Raw genomic sequence first — 16,477 nt, forward strand, 5'->3', positions numbered from 1 at the left:
GCGGCCAGAACCAAAGAGGACCTTTGGCAGGCCATCGCCACCAGCATCGATGCCTTCACCCCAACTGAATGCCAAAACTACTTTGCCGCTGCGGGATATGACCTCGATTGAAAGGAAAACGCTCTAGCTTGCCACCGCGTCCAAAGGGACAGGATTTGTTGTAGAGCGCGCTGGTCGGGTACCAACAGATAAGCGACAGCCGCGGCTTCGTCCTCAACATCATCCCATTCCTGCTCGTCAACCCAGTCCAGGCCAGGAACCTTCCGGACGGCGTTCACAAAAGCTGGAATGGCCCCATTCACCTTGAAGACCAAGAGGGACTCTGGTGCCAGCGCCTCAGGGTCAGCTTGCAGTTGTAGCAGGCCGCCAGGCTTGCCGAGCAGGTCTCGCAGCCGATCAAACTTCGGTCCGAACTGCCTTTGCTGGTCAGTCTTCGCAAATGGGGGCGGTGGGGGGCGAAATCCCGGTGCCCTTTTCCGCCTCGCGCCGTTTTCCCTTGGCTCCAGTCGCAGCAACGGCTTTGTCGGATCGCTCTTCATTCCCGCCACTCGGCATCACGCGCGATGCCCAGAGGTCGAGTTCGATCTTCAGGGCCTCGTCGATGGTCACTTGTCCGAGGCCAAGTATATGGCGGCGACGCACCGTCTGGAAGAAATCCAACGTTTCCGCGTAACTGATGGGGCCGAGCCGACGCGCGATCTCTGCCGGTTTCAAGCGGGGGATGTCAGGCCACTGGGCAAGGAGCCGGTCGATGTAGGCGGCCTGCATCGCCCTGTCCGGCGCGGGGAAACCCAAGCGCATCTGGAAGCGGCGCCAGACGGCCCTGTCCAGCAGTTCGGCATGGTTTGTCGCTGCGATGACAATGACATAGCTCGGGAGCTGGTCGAGCTGCATCAGCAGGAAGGAGACGACGCGCTTGATCTCACCCGTTTCGTGGGTGTCGCCACGCTCCTTGCCGATGGCATCGAACTCGTCAAAGAAAAGCACGCAGGGCTGCGTACGGATATAGTCAAACAGCTTTCGTAATCTTGTATTCGTCTCGCCCAGGTAACTGCCGATCAGCGCGTCGTACCTGACCAGAAAGAAGGGGAGGCACAGCGACTCGGCGATGGCCTCAGCGAACGACGTCTTGCCGTTTCCTGGGGGACCGCTCAGCAAAACACGATTGCGGGGCTCCATTCCATGGGCTCGCAGCACCCCTGCGCGCCGGTGCTCCTCGACCAATTGCATACCATTGTGGCGAACCGGCAGCGGCAACAAAAGGTCGTCCAACTGCCGCTGAGGCGTGACCTCAAGGATCGCATCCCGCCCCTGCCCTGTGCCCATCTGAGCCGATGTGACCGGCGGCGGGGTCACGGCAACCGTGTTCAATGCCCGGTGAAGCCGATCAGCCAGCGTGTGGTGACTTTTTGCACGCTCATCGGCGACCAGCGCCTCGACAGTTGACCTCAGCATGTCGCGATCACCGGCGGCGCCGGCGCGGACAAGTGAAATGAGGAGGTCGCTGCGGGCCATAATTCCTGGTGGTCTTAGCTGGCTGTTGATGCCGACGGTATCGGTTCAAACGTCAAGTTAGCAGAACGGTTCCGATTGGGTGAATGGCATTCGTCACAGTTCCGTTCACCAGATCGGCTTCCCCGTCCCCGGCAGGCCCAGCCGGTCCCACAGGGTGCTGACCCGCTCGACCACGGCCGGGTCCATGAACAGCTTCTCCCCCCAGTCCCGGTGGGTTTCGGGGGGCATCTTGTTGGTGGCGTCCAGGCCGACCTTGCCGCCCAGGCCGCTTTCCGGGCTGGCGAAGTCCAGATAGTCGATGGGCGTGTTCTCGATGCGGGTGATGTCGCGCACCGGGTCCATGCGGGTGGACACCGCCCACATCACATCCTTCCAGTCACGGGCATTGATGTCGTCATCCACGACGATCAGCCATTTCGTGTACATGAACTGGCGCAGGAACGACCAGGCGCCCATCATCACCCGCTTGGCATGGCCGGGATAGGCCTTCTTCATGCTGATGACGGCGATGCGGTAGGAACAGCCCTCCGGCGGCAGCCAGAAATCCACGATCTCCGGGAACTGCTGCTGCAACAGCGGGATGAACACCTCGTTCAGCGCCTCGCCCAGCACGCTGGGCTCGTCGGGCGGACGGCCGGTGAAGGTGGAGAGGTAGATGGGGTCGCGCCGCATGGTGATGGCGCTGATGGTGAAGACGGGAAAGCGGTCGACAGCGTTGTAATAGCCGGTATGGTCGCCATAGGGGCCTTCGTCGGCATATTCGTCCAGGCTGACATGCCCCTCCAGCACGATCTCGGCCGTGGCCGGCACCTTCAGCGGCACGGTCTTGCAGTCCACCAGATCGACCTTCTTGCCGCGCAGCAGCCCGGCGAACTGGTATTCCGACAGCGTGTCCGGCACCGGGGTCACGGCGGCCAGGATGGTGCCGGGATCGGCCCCCAGCACCACGGCCGCGGGCAGCGGCTCGGTCTTGCCGGCGCCCTTCCAGCGCTGGTGGTGCTGGGCACCGCCGCGATGCTTCAGCCAGCGCATGATGGCCTTGTTCCGGCCCAGCACCTGCATGCGGTAGATGCCCAGGTTGAAATTGTCCTCGCGCCGGGCGTTCTTCTCGTCATGGGTGGGGCCCTTGGTCACCACCAGCGGCCAGGTGATCAGCGGCGCCGGCTCGCCGGGCCAGCAGGACTGCACCGGCAGCCGGCCCAGATCGATGTCGTCGCCGGTCAGCACCACCTCCTGACAGGGGGCGCGGCTGACATGGCCGGGCCGCATGGCCAGCACCTGCTTGGCCAGCGGCAGCAGATCGAAGGCTTCGCGCAGGCCGCGCGGCGGCTCCGGCTGCTTCAGGAAGGCCAGGGTCTCCCCCACCTGCCGCAGCTCGTGCGGCTCCCGGTCCATGCCCCAGGCCACACGTTCCACCGTGCCGAACAGATTGACCAGCACGGGGATGTCGCTGCGGCTGCCATCGGCCTTCACCGGGTTTTCAAACAGCACGGCCGGCCCGCCCTCGGCCAGCAGGCGGGTCTGGATCTCGGTCATCTCCAGCACGGTGGAGACGGGTTCCGACACCCGCACCAGGCGGCCGGCGGATTCGAGCTTGGCGATGAACTCACGCAATGAGGCGAAGGCCATGGAAAAACTGCCCGACAGAGGATCGCGGAACGGTGAGGGGGAACATCGGCCCCCGCCCCCGCCGGGTCAAGCCCGCGTCCCGTGGCCCGGCGTCGCCGGTGCCGCTCACGGCGGCGGCACTTCCCATACCGTGGTGTCCCGCACCTCCCGATCCTCCAGCTCGCGCGTGGTCGGAACGGCATAGGTGGCGCGGGCCAGCAGACCGCTGCGCGGCAGATAGGTGCGGCCGGGATCGCCCATCAGCACCAGCGTGCCCGCCGCGGCCAGATCGCGGAACCAGGCCAGCGCCGCCTCGGCGAAGGGCCGCTCATAGCAGATGTCGCCGGCCAGCAGCACCGCCAGCCCCGGCTGCGGCCGGCCGATGATGTCGGCCAGAGTCACCTCCAGCGCCAGCCCGTGCTGGGCGGCGTTCAGGCGGATGGCAGCCTCGGCGAAGGGATCGATCTCCACGGCCTGGACGGATGCGGCCCCGGCCCTGGCCGCGGCCAGCGCCACCAGCCCGCTGCCGCTGGCGAAATCCAGCACCCGGCGGCCGGCCACCAGCGCCGGATGGTCCAGCACATGGCGGGCCAGCGCCTGCCCGCCGGCCCAGGCGAAGGCCCAGAAAGGCGGCGGCACCTGATGGCCGGCCAGCCAGCCTTCGGTGGCCTGCCACAGCGGCGTGATCTCCGTCGCCTGCCACAGCGGCAGCTCCGGCACCAGCGGCGGCGCGGCCAGGGTGGTATGGGAGCGGATAAAATCCAGCCGCTCCGCCAGGGACCGGGCAGGCGGGGCGGTATCGGCCGGAGCCGCATCGTCGGGGGGAGGGGTCATGGTCCCCGCACTATGACCGGGCGGCAGGCCGGCGCAACCGCTTTCACACCATATCGTCATGAGACATCGGCGCGATGGCATGGAATACTGCCGCCACCGGCCCCGGCCGCGGGACGGACGACCATCAGGGGGAAGCCATGAGCGACACCGGCATGCAGGACGGAACCTTCGTCTGGAACGAGTTGGCCAGCCGCGATCTGCCGGCGGCCCGCGCCTTCTTCACCGGCCTGCTGGGCTGGACCTACACGGAAACGGACATGCAGGAGATGGGGCGCTACACCATGATCCGGCAGGGCGGGCGCGAGATCGGCGGCATGATGCAGATGGACGGGGCCGCCTGGGGCGACCTGCCGTCCCACTGGATGAGCTATGTGGCCGTGCCGGACGTGGACGCCAAGGCCGGCATGGTGGAGGCGCTGGGCGGCCGGATCTGCGTGCCGCCCACCGACATTCCCGGTGTCGGCCGTTTCACCGTGATCCAGGACCCCAGCGGCGCCACCCTCAGCCTCATCACCTTCACCGCCGCGCCGCCGCAAGGCTGACCGGCCGGATCAGTCGCTGCTGACCAGTTGCAGCGGACGATAGGTGGGGGCGTAGGGACGCTGCTGTTCACGCATGTCGCCGGGACCACCGCCGCCGGCGGTCACGGGGGCAGGCTTGGCGGCCGTGCCGGCGACAATGGCGATCAGCAAGGCCCAGCCGACGAACCGGCTGGCCTTGAACATGGACAGGCTGTCGGCGGGATCGTCCGGATCCCAGCCCCGCACCTGGGTGATCAGCAGCGCCGCCGTCACCGCCAGCGGCACCAGCATGGTGCCCAGCATGCCCACCGGCTCCACCGCCGCCAGCCAGCAGAGGAAGGCGCCGACATAGAAACCACCAACCCAGCGCTTGGAACTGTCGCCGAACAGCCGCGCCGTGGAGCGGACGCCGATGCGGGCGTCATCCTCCTTGTCCTGGTGGGCATAGATGGTGTCGTAGCCCAGCGTCCACAGGATGCCGCCGGCATAGAGCAGCAGCGCCGGCAGCTCCACGCTGCCGCGCACCGCGGCCCAGCCCAGCAGCGCCCCCCAGTTGAAGGTCAGGCCCAGGAACGCCTGCGGCCACCAGGTGATGCGCTTCATCAGCGGATAGGTGAACACCAGCAGCAGCGAGGCGGCACCGAGCACGATGCTGACCGGGTTCAGCTGCAACAGGATCATCAGACCCACCAGCAGCTGCGCCAGCAGGAAGGCCAATGCCTGCGTCGTCGTCACCGCGCCGCTGGGGATGGGACGCACGCGCGTGCGCTCCACCTGCGCATCCAGCTTGCGGTCCAGGATGTCGTTGACGGTACAGCCGGCCCCGCGCATGACCACGGCGCCCAACGCGAACAGCGCCATCAGCCGGAGGTCGGGCCAGTGCCCGGCCGGCGCGGCCAGCGCGATCGACCACCAGCAGGGGAACAGCAGCAGCCAGGTGCCGATGGGGCGGTCCAGCCGCGCCAGCAGCGCATAGGGCCGCCATGCGCGCGGCAGCCAGCGATCCACCCAGCTTCCCTGGCGGATGTCGGTATGGCCCAGACGGCCGGCGGTCATGGACTCGGGCTGCGGCGTCATGGGCGGCACTCTAGCGAAGAACGGGCGGCAGGTCACGCCCCCAGCGGGACGGAGCAGCGGCAATTTCACTGGACTTCGCCCCGTCCCTGCGGCCTTGTCCTGTCCCATCCCGTTCCGACCATCCCCAGACCGTCCCAGCGCCCATGGCCCCCCTGCCCCGCACCCGCCTTTACCTCGACTCCGCCCTGGCCGCCGGCGCACCGGTGCCGCTGGACGGGCCGCGCGCCCATTATCTGCGCTCCGTCCTGCGTCTGGAGCCGGGAGCGCGGGTGCTGGCCTTCAACGGCCGCGACGGCGAGTGGCTGGCCGAGGTGGCGCGGCTGGCCAAGTCCGGTGGCGAGCTGGTGGCGCTGGAGCCGGTGCGGCCCCAGGATGACGGCGCAGCGGACGGCCCCTGGCTGCTGTTTGTGCCGCTGAAGGGGGGCCGCAGCGAATGGGTGGTGGAGAAGGCGACCGAACTTGGGGTCGGCGTGCTGCAGCCGGTCTTCACCCGGCGCGGCGATGTGGGCCGCGTCAATCTGGAGCGCATGGCCGCCAATGCAGTGGAAGCAGCCGAGCAATGCGAGCGGCTGAGCGTGCCCGCCGTGCGCGAGCCGGTGGATCTGGCCCGGATGCTGGACTCCTGGGACCCGGAGCGCCCGCTGCTGCTGGCGGCGGAATCCGGGCGGGCAGCACCGCTGGTGACCGCCGTCACAGCGCAAAAGGGGAAGGTCCCGGCACTGCTTGTCGGACCCGAAGGCGGGTTCGATCCGGGAGAGCTTGACGCGCTGCTGCGTTTGCCCTTTGTTCTTCCCGTCGGGCTCGGCCCCCGCATCCTGCGGGCCGACACGGCGGCGCTCGCCCTGCTGTCGGTCTGGCAGGCGGTGGCGGGCGACTGGACCCGGGCCGGCGGCGACGCCCGGCCCCCGTTCAGAACCTGAGCACACATACCCGACTGTCTCTTTCTTCAACACAGTCCCGGCCAAGGACCCGACCCGCATGTCCGCTCCCCCGACCTCGCGCGGCGAACCCGTCACCCATCGCCAGCAGCTGCTGGACTATCTGGAACAGGGCTGCAAACCGGCCGCGGACTGGCGCATCGGCACGGAGCACGAGAAGTTCGTCTTCCGCCAGGCCGACAAGCGGCCCCTGCCCTATGAGGGGGCGGACGGCATCGGCGCCATCCTGGGCGAGTTCCACCGCCGCTTCGGCTACGACCCGGTGTATGAGGGCGACAACATCATCGCCCTGACCAAGGGCAAGGCCAACATCACGCTGGAGCCGGGCGGCCAGTTCGAGCTGTCGGGCGCGCCCTTGCAGACCATCCACCAGACCTGCGCCGAGGTGGGCGAGCATCTGTCCCAGGTGCGCCAGATCGGCAAGGATCTGGGCTTCGGCATGCTGGGGCTGGGCTTCAACCCGCTGTGGCGGCGGTCCGACATCCCCTGGATGCCCAAGGGCCGCTACAAGATCATGCGCGACTACATGCCCAAGCGCGGCAGCCTCGGGCTGGACATGATGACCCGCACCTGCACGGTGCAGGTCAATCTGGATTTCAGCTCCGAAGCCGACATGGTGCAGAAGTTCCGGGTGTCTCTGGCCCTGCAGCCGGTGGCCACGGCGCTGTTCGCCAACAGCCCCTTCACCGAGGGCCGGCCCAACGGCTTCCAGAGCTTCCGCAGCCATATCTGGACCGACACCGACCCGGACCGCACGGGCGACCTGCCTTTCGTCTTCGAGGACGGCTTCGGCTTCGAGCGCTATCTCGACTACATCCTCGATGTGCCGATGTATTTCGTCTACCGCGACGGCACCTACATGGATGCCAGCGGCCAGAGCTTCCGCGACTTCCTCGATGGCCGGCTGCCGCTGCTGCCGGGTCAGGTGCCGCTGCTGACCGATTTCGGCGACCACCTGACCACCGCCTTCCCCGAGGTGCGGCTGAAGAAGTATCTGGAGATGCGCGGCGCCGACGGCGGCCCCTGGGGCCGCCTCTGCGCTCTGCCGGCGCTGTGGGTCGGCCTGCTCTACGACCAGACGGCCCTGGACGCCGCCTGGGATCTGGTCAAGGACTGGACCGACGAGGAGCGCGCGGCCCTGCGCCGCGATGTGCCGCGCCTGGGGCTGGCCACGCCGTTCCGCGGCGGCACCGTGCAGGATCTGGCCCGGCAGACCGTCGCCATCGCCCGGGAGGGCCTGCGCAACCGCGCCCGCACCGCTGGCATGGGCGATGACGAGACCCATTTCATCGAACCGTTGGCCGCCATCGCCGACAGCGGCGTGTCCCTGGCGACGGAGATGCTGGGCAAATACGAAGGCACCTGGGCCGGCGACCTGACCCGCCTCTACGACGAATACGCCTACTGACGCCGCCGGCGCTTCTGTCCGGTTCGCTCAAGGCTCCGGGCGCACGCATCCACGCGCCCGGCCTATGCGGGCATGGGGGGGGGGAACCGGCGGTCCCCCGCGCCAGCCCCCTGTCCGGCCGGGATAAGAGCGCCTAACAGAACCATTTCTGGACGAAGCGCCAGCAGATAAGACCGGCTGGCCGTCAACTTCCTCGCCGCCGTCCAGATCGCCGCCAGCGTCAGCTACTAGTTATGAAGTCCTGGCCCTAATCACGAAAGCACGGCCCGACAGGTGGCGAGGGGCTTATTGCTTGAGGAAAATAATGCCACCTAAAGAAGCAATTCACACGATTAATAAAAATTTTTGGGCGTGCGTCTATTTGTATGTAATTTTAGCGTATCCAAAATAAAATTTAAAAAAAGGAAAAATATTTATCAACCATTCTCAGAAATATATCATCTTTTCAGCAGAGTCAGCCAATATTACTGGCAGCAATAGGGCTTTGCGACTCCCGGAGAGACCGCCTTTACGAGTGTGTTTGCTGGCAATATCGCGACAGATCGCATTCAGGCTTATATGCAAGAGGATACCCCCGATACAGTAAAGCCTGCTATGAAGCCAAAACCTCCGAATAGTCGATAAAAGGCCTATTGCAGTAGGGCTGATAGCTCTATAGCCTTTTAGGAAGATTTAGATTTGTCTGGAGGCCGCATGTCTTCCTCGGGCTTGGATCCAGTTTCATTCCAGATCATGGCCAATATAGGGACTATTGCTGGAGTAATTATTGCGGCTACAGCAGTTCTTGCCACAAGCCTTTTGGGACTATTTTCGATTCAGGCAAATCACAGAAATGCCAGGATGTCAGTAATTATGCATTGCAATATTAGGTATTCTGAATTATATAAGCTAAAAATTGAGCTTTCTGGTCAAAACTCCGACGATGAGAAAGTTGAATACTATTTCAGACAATATTGGGGTCTAAAAAGCGACCAAATTGACTATTGGCTCGCTGGTTATGTTGATCCAGAAACACTGATAAGCTGGTATGTTTCTACCATTGACGCTCTCATCGACGGCAAGAAGGTTGGCAGATTAAGCTACTCTGAAAATTGGAAAACAATGGAACGTGAACACAGGTTCGTTAATCCTACTTTTTGCGACATCATCAGGGATATACAGGCAATATACATTGAAGATAGTTGGCAGGTAAGATTTGCAAAAATGCATGTTATTTTAGAGAAATATGAAGAAAAGGAACGAAGAATAATCAAGCTCCTTAGACGAAGACATATATCGTTCACGAATCTCTATTCAACATATGGCCAGGGCATGAAGAGATGTGTGGACTCAGCTCGTGAGAAGGATAATCACCGCTGAAGCTACCTTTTACCACCCACAATGCCTGATTTAGCCCCCAAATCAGGCAGCCACGGCCGGCGGCTGGCGGACGTGCATCCAGTCGGCGGCGGTGGAGATGGTACGCGGGTCGCTGCGAAGCACTTTCAGCCACGAAGCGATGTCGGCGGCATGGTCGGGCTGGGGGGAGGATCAGGTCCAAGAGGACCCGGTGCAGACGCTCCCAAACACCAGCTTGGTGCCACACCTGCAAGCGCCGCCAGCACGTCATGCCGGAGCGCAGCACGAACAGGATACCGGTCAGCGCCGCGCGGGTCTCCAACCGGGGCCTTTCGGCTTGGGCGGCTCTCTGGGGGGCGCAACGGTTCAATCAACGCCCATAAGGCGCCGGAGACGAGAGGCGCAGCCACCCCCTTCCCAACAGCCAAAATCCCGTTCTGTTCAGCGCTCTTAGACCACGGACGGGGTGGCGCTGATCAGGCCTGTTCCCAGAAGGATGGCGGCATTGTTGCGGGCGGTCAGGCTGGCGGGGAACTCCTCCGCCCAGCGCTGGGCCATGGTCTTGGCCGTCTCGGCGTCGGTGCGGGCCAGGGCGTGCAGCACGCCGCCCAGCTGGGCATGGATGGGTTCGGCCTGGGGCAGCAGGCGCAGCGTCTCCAGATAACGCTCGGCCGCGGCGCGCAGGTCGCCGCTCTGCTCCTCGATGCTGCCCAGGGTATAAAGCGCCTCGGCGAAGCGGGGCTCGCTCTCCACGCAGCGGGCCAGCGCGGCCCGGGCCTCGTCCACGCGGCCGGCCCGGCGGTGCAGCAGGGCCAGGTTGAAGCGGGGCTGCGGCGCCTCCGGCGCCAGGTCGCAGGCACGCTCGAACGCCTCCAGGGCGCCGGCCAGATCGTCAGCGCGGTCGCGGGCGATGCCCAGGCTCATCCAGCCATCCATGAAGGCCGGAGCCAGATCCACTGCCGTCTCCAGACAGGCCAGCGCCTCGGGCAACTGGTTCAGCTGCAGATGGGCCATGCCGAGATTCTGGTGCGCCGCCGGGGCGTCGGGCTTCAGGGCACGGGCCTTCTTCAGCGCCTGCACGGCCTCGTCCAGCTTGCCCAGGCCCTGATAGGCGGCGCCCAGATTCGACCAGGCCACCCGCAGCTCAGGATGCCCCTCATAGGCCTTCAGGATCTTGCGGTAGAGGTCCGCCGCCTCCTTCAGCCGTCCGTCCTTGTGCAGGCCGGTAGCCACGCGCATGTCGCCGGCCAGCCGCGCATCCACATCGGGAGCCTTGCTGAGCGACGAGATCTGGCGGCGGCGGTCGTGGCGGTTCATGGTCGGTCTGCCGTGCTTGAAGGTCCGAAGGGAAGAACGGCGCCTTGATAGCAGCCACCGCGGCAAAGGAACAGCCCGCAACAGCATGCAGGGGGCGGCAGGCCCCGGACAACAAACAAGGCCGGCCCCCAGGGGGACCGGCCCTGCCTTCTACGGTAGCCGTAGACGTATCCGCTTGCGGGTGGCCCGCAGCGGCCCCCGTCTGGTTACCCGAGGATAACCGTCACGACGGAGAGATCCGCGCGGGTCCGCACAGTGGAACGAGACATCGGATCACCTCCTTTCAGCTGGTTGCGCCAACAGCACCAAGGTGGGCACGGCAGGCGGGGCGGTCAAGGACAAATACATCCGATCCCGGAATTGTCTTTCGCGGCGCGGCAATGCCCCTGCCCGGCCCTCAGCCCCGCCGGATGGCGCGCCAGCCGATGTCGCGGCGGCAGAAGCCCTCGGGCCAGTCGATCAGGTCCACCGCGGCATAGGCCTGACGCTGGGCGTCGATGATGGTGCGGGCGCGGGCGGTGACGCCCAGCACGCGGCCGCCATTGGCCAGGACGCGGCCATCCTCGGCCCGCCTGGTGCCGGCGTGGAACACGGTCACGTCCTCGATGACACGGGCCGCGTCCAGCCCGCGGATCTCCGTGCCCTTGGCATAGTCGCCGGGATAGCCGTCGGCGGCCATGACCACGCACAGCGCCGCATCGGCGTGCCAGTCCAGGTCGATGCGGTCCAGCTGCCCGTCGGCGGCGGCGACCAGCGCCTGCAGCAGGTCGGACTTCATCCGCATCATCAGCACCTGGCATTCCGGGTCGCCGAAACGGGCGTTGAACTCCAGCAGCTTCGGCACGGGCTGCCCGTCCGGCCCCGGCACCACCATGATGCCGGCGAACAGGATGCCGGTGAAGGGCCGCCCCTCCGCCGCCATGCCGCGCACGGTGGGCAGCACCGTCTCGGCCATGATGCGCGCCTCCAGCTCCGGCGTCAGCACCGGCGCCGGGCTGTAGGTGCCCATGCCGCCGGTGTTCGGCCCCTGGTCGCCGTCGAAGGCGCGCTTGTGGTCCTGGGCGCCGCCCAGGGGGATGGCGGTGTTGCCGTCGCACAGGGCGAAGAAGCTGGCCTCCTCCCCGTCCAGGAACTCCTCCACCACCACTTCGGCCCCGGCGGCGCCGAACTGCTTGTCCAGCATGATGGAGTCGATGGCGGCCAGCGCCTCCGCCACCGTCTGGCAGATGATGACGCCCTTGCCGGCAGCCAGCCCGTCGGTCTTGACCACGATGGGCGCGCCCTGGGCGCGGATGAAGGCCTTGGCCGCGTCCGGATCGGTGAAGCGGCCATAGGCAGCGGTGGGCACGCCGTGGCGGGCGCACAGATCCTTCATGAAGCCCTTGGAGCCTTCGATCGCCGCCGCGGCGCCCGTGGGGCCGAAGGCCTTGATCCCCGCCGCCCGCAGCGCGTCCACCAGCCCCAGCACCAGCGGCTGCTCCGGCCCCACCACCACGAAGTCGATGCCGGTTTCGCGGGCGAAGCGCACCAGCCCAGGCACATCCTCGGCCGACAGCGGCACGCAGGTGGCGACATCGGCAATGCCGGCATTGCCGGGGGCGCACCACAGGCCGGTGCACAGGGGCGACTGTTTCAGCTTCCAGCACAGCGCATGCTCACGCCCGCCGCCGCCGACCACCAGAACCTTCATCGCCGCCTCCCGCCTGGAAAATGCCCATCCGCTGACGCCCCGCCGGGCCTGCGGCCCCCGCTCTAGCATCCGGGCCCCGCGCTCCGCAACCTCCGGCCCGCATGCAGGCCGCACTTCCCGTCAGGGGAGCCTTCGCCTAGGATCGCCGCCCCGCCATCCCTGGACGAGAAACCGAGACGTCATCATGGACATCCCCTGCCCCGCCTGCGCGTCGGACAATGCCTATCCCGACGGCGCCCTGCTGATCTGCCCGGACTGCGGGCATGAATGGAACCCGGATGCCGCCCCGGCCGCCGCCGCGGACACGGACGAGGCCAGCGTGCGCGACGCCAACGGCAATGTCCTGGCTGACGGGGACAGCGTCACCGTGGTCAAGGACCTGAAGGTCAAGGGCTCATCCCTGGTGGTCAAGGGCGGCACCAAGGTCAAGAACATCCGTCTGGTGGACGGGGCCGACGGCCACAACATCGCCTGCAAGATCGATGGCATCGGCGCCATGAACCTGAAGTCGGAGTTCGTGAAGAAGGCGTGATCGCCGTTCCCTCGCGGCGTCTCCCTGCCTATGCTGGCGGCCATGAGCGAGCATCAGACCGATCTGGAGCCGGGCGGTGCCCGCACCGGCTCCAACCTCCCCGAGCTTTCCGTGGGCGATCTGGCCCGGGCGCTGAAGCGCACGGTGGAGGACGCCTTCGGCTATGTGCGCGTGCGCGGTGAGATCAGCCAGCCCAAGCGCCACACCTCCGGCCATCTCTATCTGCGTCTCAAGGACGATCAGGCGGTGCTGGAGGCGGTGTGCTGGAAGGGCGTGGTCGCCCGCCTGCCCCTGCGCCCGGAAGAGGGGATGGAGGTGGTCTGCACCGGCCGGCTGACGACCTATCCCGGCCGCAGCCAGTATCAGCTGGTCATCGAGACCATGGAGCTGGCGGGCGAGGGCGCGCTGCTGAAGATGCTGGAAGAGCGCAAGCGGCGGCTGGCGGCAGAGGGGCTGTTCGCGCCCGAGCGCAAGCGCCCCCTGCCCTTCCTGCCCCGGGTCATCGGCGTCATCACCAGCCCCACCGGTGCCGTCATCCGCGACATCCTGCACCGGCTGGCCGACCGTTTTCCCCGCCATGTGCTGCTCTGGCCCGTGGCCGTGCAGGGGGAGAAGGCGGCGGCGGACGTGGCCCGCGCCATCCACGGCTTCAACAGCATCGAGCCCGGCGGCCCGGTGCCGCGGCCGGACCTGCTGATCGTGGCCCGCGGCGGCGGCAGCCTGGAAGACCTCATGGCCTTCAACGAGGAGGTGGTGGTCCGCGCCGCCGCCGCCAGCGCCATTCCCCTGATCTCCGCCGTGGGGCATGAGACCGACACGACCCTGATCGACCATGCCAGCGACCGCCGCGCCCCCACGCCCACCGCCGCGGCGGAAATGGCGGTGCCGGTGCGGGCCGAGCTGCTGGCCCAGGTGCTGGACGACGGCCGCCGGCTGCATACCTGTCTCGGCCGCGCCGTCGAGACGCGGCGCACCTATCTGGAGGCGCTGGGCCGCGGCCTGGGCGACCCCCGCGCCCTGCTGGAGGGCTGTGTCCAGCGCCTGGACGACCGGGCCGAGCGGCTGACCCTGGCCATGGCCGCCCAGCTTGAACGGCGGCGGACCGCCGTGGCCCAGGCCGGCAGCCGCCTGCGCCACCCGCGCGAGGTGCTGGCCCTGGCCGGCACCCGGCTGGAGGCCGCCACGCGGGCGCTGCGCACCGGGCTGGACCAGGCCGTGCGGCTGGAACAGGGACGCTACCACCGCAGCGCCGACCGGCTGACCCTGCTGCCGATCCGCCGCCAGCTGGCCGACGGCACGGCCCGGCTGGCTGATCTGCCGCCGCGGCTGGACACGGCCCATGCCCGCGGGCTGGGGCAGCAGGCCCAGCGGCTGGCCGCCCTGGGGCAGCTGCTGGAGAGCTACAGCTACAAGGGCGTGCTGGCCCGCGGCTTCGCCCTGGTCACCGACGAGCAGGGCAATCCCGTCACCCGCGCGGCCGACACAAGGCCCGGCCAGCCCGTGCGCATCGGCTTCGCCGACGGCACGGTGGAGGCGGCGATCGGCCCCGCTTCCGGACCGGATGCACCCGAGTCGCCCCCCGCTGCGCGGCCGGACCGGCCCGCACGGACCCGGTCCCCCCGTCCGGCCGGTCAGGGCAGCCTGTTCTAGCCCCCGATTTCCATGATGTTTCCATGAAGGGCGCCGGTTCCGCTGGAATCGGCGCCGCGGCGCTGCTAGCCCGTCGCCTTTCGGATCTGGACGGGTTGTCGAGCGATGAAGGTCAGTGTGGTGACGGGATATCTGCGGGCGGCGCTGGCCGCCGGACTGCTGGCCCTGGCGGGCTGTTCCCACGGGCCGGATGCGCCGGTCTCCACGGCGGGACCGGCCGCTCCCCTGGCCGCCGCTCCGACGACCGCCGCGGCGCCGAGCCTGCCGGCCGTCTCCGCCGGGCCGGTGATCCTGATCTCCATCGACGGCTTCCGCCCGGACTATCTGACCCGCGGCGTCACGCCGGCGCTGAACGCCCTGGCCGCCGACGGCGCCCTGGCCGAGGGCATGCGCCCCTCCTTTCCGTCGAAGACCTTCCCCAACCATTACACGCTGGTGACGGGTCTGCGCCCGGACCATCACGGCATCGTCAACAACAGCATGGAGGATGCCGCCATCCCCGGCGTCACCTTCACGCTCAGCAACACCGCCGTGTCCCATGATCCGCGCTGGTGGGAGCAGGCGACGCCGATCTGGGTCACGGCCGAGCGCCAGGGCGTGCGCACCGCCACCATGTTCTGGCCGGGTTCCGACCTGCCGATCCACGGGGTTCTGCCCAGCGACTGGCGTCTCTATGACGGCAAGGTTCCCTCCAACGACCGGGTGGACGTGCTGCTGGGCTGGCTCGACCGGCCGGCGGCCGAGCGCCCGCGCTTCCTGACCCTGTATTTCGAGGCGGTGGACAGTGCCGGCCATTATTACGGCCCCTCCTCGCCCAAGATCATCCCGGCCTTGCAGGAGGTGGATCAGGCCATCGCCCGTCTGGTCGATGGCCTGAAGCAGCGCGGCCTCTATGACAGCACCAACCTGATCCTGGTGGCCGACCATGGCATGGCCGACGTGCCGCCGAACCATGCCATTCCCCTGGAATCGCTGGTGCCGCCGGACGTGGCGCGGCCGGTCAGCGACGGGGCCGGCGCCGGCATGGTTCCCTTCCCCGGCAAGGAGGCGGAGGCCGAACGGCTGTTGCTGCAGCCGCACGCCCATGTGCAATGCTGGAAGAAGGCGGAGATTCCGGCCCGGTTCCAGTACGGGACCAACCCGCGCGTGCCGCCGATCTACTGCATGCCCGATGTGGGCTGGGCCATCACCGTCAGCATCGGCACCCGCAAGGCCCGTCCGCCCATGGCCGGCAACCACGGCTATGACAATGCCGCGCCGGAGATGGCGGCCCTGTTCCTGGCCCACGGCCCGGCCTTCCGCCGCGGCGTGCGCATCCCCGCCTTCGACAATGTCGATGTTTATCCGCTGCTGACGGCCCTGGCCGGCATCCGCCCCGAACCCCATGATGGCAGTCTCGATGGTGTCCGCCCGGCACTGGCCGGCATACCAGCCAGTTGAGCGCGCATAACAGACCGGATCTGGGCGGCGGCAAGGGGCCATGGCAGCCCCTCCCGTTTCCGACGGCCTGTGGGCGCTGATTGAACCGTTTCGCCCCAGAGCCGCCCAAGCCCGAAGGCAGCCGGCCGCGCAAGAACGGCCGGGCCGCGCTCACCGGCATCCTGTTCGTGCTGGGCAGCGGCATCCCCTGAGAGAGGCTGTCGGCCGGGATGGGCGGCGGCATGGTCCGCCGGCGGCGGGACTGGCGGCAGGCCTCCGTCTGCCCGGCCAGCGGCGCCAGACTTCGCGCGGACCTATAATTTCGCCAAGCGGCTCAAGACCCTCCGGGGCCTCACGCCTTGTGAATTCATCTGCAAATCATGGACGAACGAACCAGAGCGGTTCAGGATAAACTCACACCATCAATCCACGGGACTGAACACCTAGAGCGATTTTCTGTCTGACGGAATCGTATTGGGATTCCCCTTTTCTGCGGGACATGATTCAAGGTGCGGGCTGGAGCAGGAGGCCAGCCGGCATGACGCGACCTCTTTCCCTGGACCTGCGTTCGCGGCTCATTGCCGCCGTGGAGGGCGGGCAGTCCCGCCGGGCGGCGGCCAAGCGGTTCGG

13 protein-coding genes and 3 pseudogenes are annotated in these 16,477 nt (G+C 67.2%); 9 read left to right on the forward strand and 7 right to left on the reverse strand.

Annotation, left to right across the window (positions count from 1 at the left end; genetic code table 11):
- Positions 1 to 426: 426 nt before the first annotated feature.
- The 3 genes from DK368_RS20820 to DK368_RS20830 form a co-directional block, all read right to left on the reverse strand.
- Positions 427 to 1,515, reverse strand: coding sequence for an AAA family ATPase (locus DK368_RS20820; protein ID WP_114395900.1), 1,089 nt, complete (start codon positions 1,513 to 1,515; stop codon positions 427 to 429).
- A 105-nt stretch (positions 1,516 to 1,620) separates the two neighbouring features.
- Positions 1,621 to 3,144 carry a UbiD family decarboxylase gene (locus DK368_RS20825; protein ID WP_114395901.1) on the reverse strand — a complete coding sequence of 508 codons (1,524 nt, stop codon included), beginning with the start codon at positions 3,142 to 3,144 and terminating at the stop codon, positions 1,621 to 1,623.
- Positions 3,145 to 3,249: 105 nt separating this feature from the next.
- Positions 3,250 to 3,957, reverse strand: a complete 708-nt coding sequence (locus tag DK368_RS20830) for a class I SAM-dependent methyltransferase (protein WP_114395902.1) — start codon at positions 3,955 to 3,957, stop codon at positions 3,250 to 3,252.
- Positions 3,958 to 4,031: 74 nt separating this feature from the next.
- On the opposite strand from DK368_RS20830, the gene DK368_RS20835 reads away from it, so the two are divergent.
- Positions 4,032 to 4,499, forward strand: a complete 468-nt coding sequence (locus DK368_RS20835) for a VOC family protein (RefSeq protein ID WP_205028336.1) — start codon at positions 4,032 to 4,034, stop codon at positions 4,497 to 4,499.
- 9 nt (positions 4,500 to 4,508) lie between these two features.
- Here the strand turns inward: DK368_RS20835 and ubiA are convergent, their stop codons facing one another.
- Positions 4,509 to 5,555 (reverse strand): 4-hydroxybenzoate octaprenyltransferase, encoded by a 1,047-nt coding sequence (gene ubiA, locus DK368_RS20840; protein WP_240002597.1) that lies wholly within the window; start codon positions 5,553 to 5,555, stop codon positions 4,509 to 4,511.
- Positions 5,556 to 5,698: 143 nt separating this feature from the next.
- Here ubiA and DK368_RS20845 point away from each other — a divergent pair, with 143 nt between their 5' ends.
- The 3 genes from DK368_RS20845 (at position 5,699) to DK368_RS21555 (ending at position 9,260) form a co-directional block, all read left to right on the forward strand.
- Positions 5,699 to 6,475: a 16S rRNA (uracil(1498)-N(3))-methyltransferase gene (locus DK368_RS20845; protein WP_114395903.1), complete on the forward strand. Its 777-nt coding sequence runs from the start codon at positions 5,699 to 5,701 to the stop codon at positions 6,473 to 6,475.
- Positions 6,476 to 6,533: 58 nt separating this feature from the next.
- Complete coding sequence (locus DK368_RS20850) at positions 6,534 to 7,901, forward strand: glutamate--cysteine ligase (protein WP_114395904.1); 1,368 nt, start codon at positions 6,534 to 6,536, stop codon at positions 7,899 to 7,901.
- Between the two features lie 693 nt (positions 7,902 to 8,594).
- On the forward strand, positions 8,595 to 9,260 hold the full coding sequence (locus DK368_RS21555; RefSeq protein WP_155524663.1) for a hypothetical protein: 666 nt from the start codon (positions 8,595 to 8,597) through the stop codon (positions 9,258 to 9,260).
- 175 nt (positions 9,261 to 9,435) lie between these two features.
- Here the strand turns inward: DK368_RS21555 and DK368_RS20855 are convergent.
- From DK368_RS20855 to purD, 3 genes and pseudogenes are all read right to left on the reverse strand, one after another.
- Positions 9,436 to 9,649 (reverse strand): annotated as a pseudogene (locus DK368_RS20855) (IS5/IS1182 family transposase); the annotation flags it as partial.
- 40 nt (positions 9,650 to 9,689) lie between these two features.
- Positions 9,690 to 10,556, reverse strand: coding sequence for a tetratricopeptide repeat protein (locus tag DK368_RS20860; protein WP_162306126.1), 867 nt, complete (start codon positions 10,554 to 10,556; stop codon positions 9,690 to 9,692).
- A 397-nt stretch (positions 10,557 to 10,953) separates the two neighbouring features.
- Entirely contained in the window at positions 10,954 to 12,246 is a 1,293-nt protein-coding gene (purD, locus tag DK368_RS20865; RefSeq protein ID WP_114395906.1) for a phosphoribosylamine--glycine ligase, read from the reverse strand.
- Between the two features lie 184 nt (positions 12,247 to 12,430).
- On the opposite strand from purD, the gene DK368_RS20870 reads away from it, so the two are divergent.
- The 5 genes and pseudogenes from DK368_RS20870 to DK368_RS20890 all read left to right on the forward strand — a co-directional run.
- Positions 12,431 to 12,778: a zinc ribbon domain-containing protein YjdM gene (locus tag DK368_RS20870; RefSeq protein WP_114395907.1), complete on the forward strand. Its 348-nt coding sequence runs from the start codon at positions 12,431 to 12,433 to the stop codon at positions 12,776 to 12,778.
- Between the two features lie 42 nt (positions 12,779 to 12,820).
- The gene (xseA, locus tag DK368_RS20875; RefSeq protein WP_114395911.1) at positions 12,821 to 14,428 is read left to right on the forward strand and encodes an exodeoxyribonuclease VII large subunit; all 1,608 of its coding nucleotides are present in this window, start codon (positions 12,821 to 12,823) and stop codon (positions 14,426 to 14,428) included.
- 105 nt (positions 14,429 to 14,533) lie between these two features.
- Positions 14,534 to 15,868, forward strand: coding sequence for an alkaline phosphatase family protein (locus tag DK368_RS20880; RefSeq protein ID WP_114395908.1), 1,335 nt, complete (start codon positions 14,534 to 14,536; stop codon positions 15,866 to 15,868).
- Positions 15,869 to 15,908: 40 nt separating this feature from the next.
- Positions 15,909 to 16,128 (forward strand): annotated as a pseudogene (locus DK368_RS20885) (transposase); the annotation flags it as partial.
- A gap of 19 nt (positions 16,129 to 16,147) precedes the next feature.
- Positions 16,148 to 16,294: pseudogene (locus DK368_RS20890) on the forward strand (IS481 family transposase); the annotation flags it as partial.
- Between the last annotated feature and the right edge of the window lie 183 nt (positions 16,295 to 16,477).

This window comes from Oleisolibacter albus, from assembly GCF_003336875.1.
Classification (GTDB): Bacteria; Pseudomonadota; Alphaproteobacteria; order Azospirillales; family Azospirillaceae; genus Niveispirillum; species Niveispirillum album.

Coding starts and splice junctions, on each gene's coding strand:
- DK368_RS20820 (WP_114395900.1), bottom strand. CDS start 1,515: ATGGCCCGCAGCGACCTCCTCATTTCACTTGTCCGCGCCGGCGCCGCC.
- DK368_RS20825 (WP_114395901.1), bottom strand. CDS start 3,144: ATGGCCTTCGCCTCATTGCGTGAGTTCATCGCCAAGCTCGAATCCGCC.
- DK368_RS20830 (WP_114395902.1), bottom strand. CDS start 3,957: ATGACCCCTCCCCCCGACGATGCGGCTCCGGCCGATACCGCCCCGCCT.
- DK368_RS20835 (WP_205028336.1), top strand. CDS start 4,032: ATGGCATGGAATACTGCCGCCACCGGCCCCGGCCGCGGGACGGACGAC.
- ubiA (WP_240002597.1), bottom strand. CDS start 5,555: ATGACGCCGCAGCCCGAGTCCATGACCGCCGGCCGTCTGGGCCATACC.
- DK368_RS20845 (WP_114395903.1), top strand. CDS start 5,699: ATGGCCCCCCTGCCCCGCACCCGCCTTTACCTCGACTCCGCCCTGGCC.
- DK368_RS20850 (WP_114395904.1), top strand. CDS start 6,534: ATGTCCGCTCCCCCGACCTCGCGCGGCGAACCCGTCACCCATCGCCAG.
- DK368_RS21555 (WP_155524663.1), top strand. CDS start 8,595: ATGTCTTCCTCGGGCTTGGATCCAGTTTCATTCCAGATCATGGCCAAT.
- DK368_RS20860 (WP_162306126.1), bottom strand. CDS start 10,556: ATGAACCGCCACGACCGCCGCCGCCAGATCTCGTCGCTCAGCAAGGCT.
- purD (WP_114395906.1), bottom strand. CDS start 12,246: ATGAAGGTTCTGGTGGTCGGCGGCGGCGGGCGTGAGCATGCGCTGTGC.
- DK368_RS20870 (WP_114395907.1), top strand. CDS start 12,431: ATGGACATCCCCTGCCCCGCCTGCGCGTCGGACAATGCCTATCCCGAC.
- xseA (WP_114395911.1), top strand. CDS start 12,821: ATGAGCGAGCATCAGACCGATCTGGAGCCGGGCGGTGCCCGCACCGGC.
- DK368_RS20880 (WP_114395908.1), top strand. CDS start 14,534: ATGAAGGTCAGTGTGGTGACGGGATATCTGCGGGCGGCGCTGGCCGCC.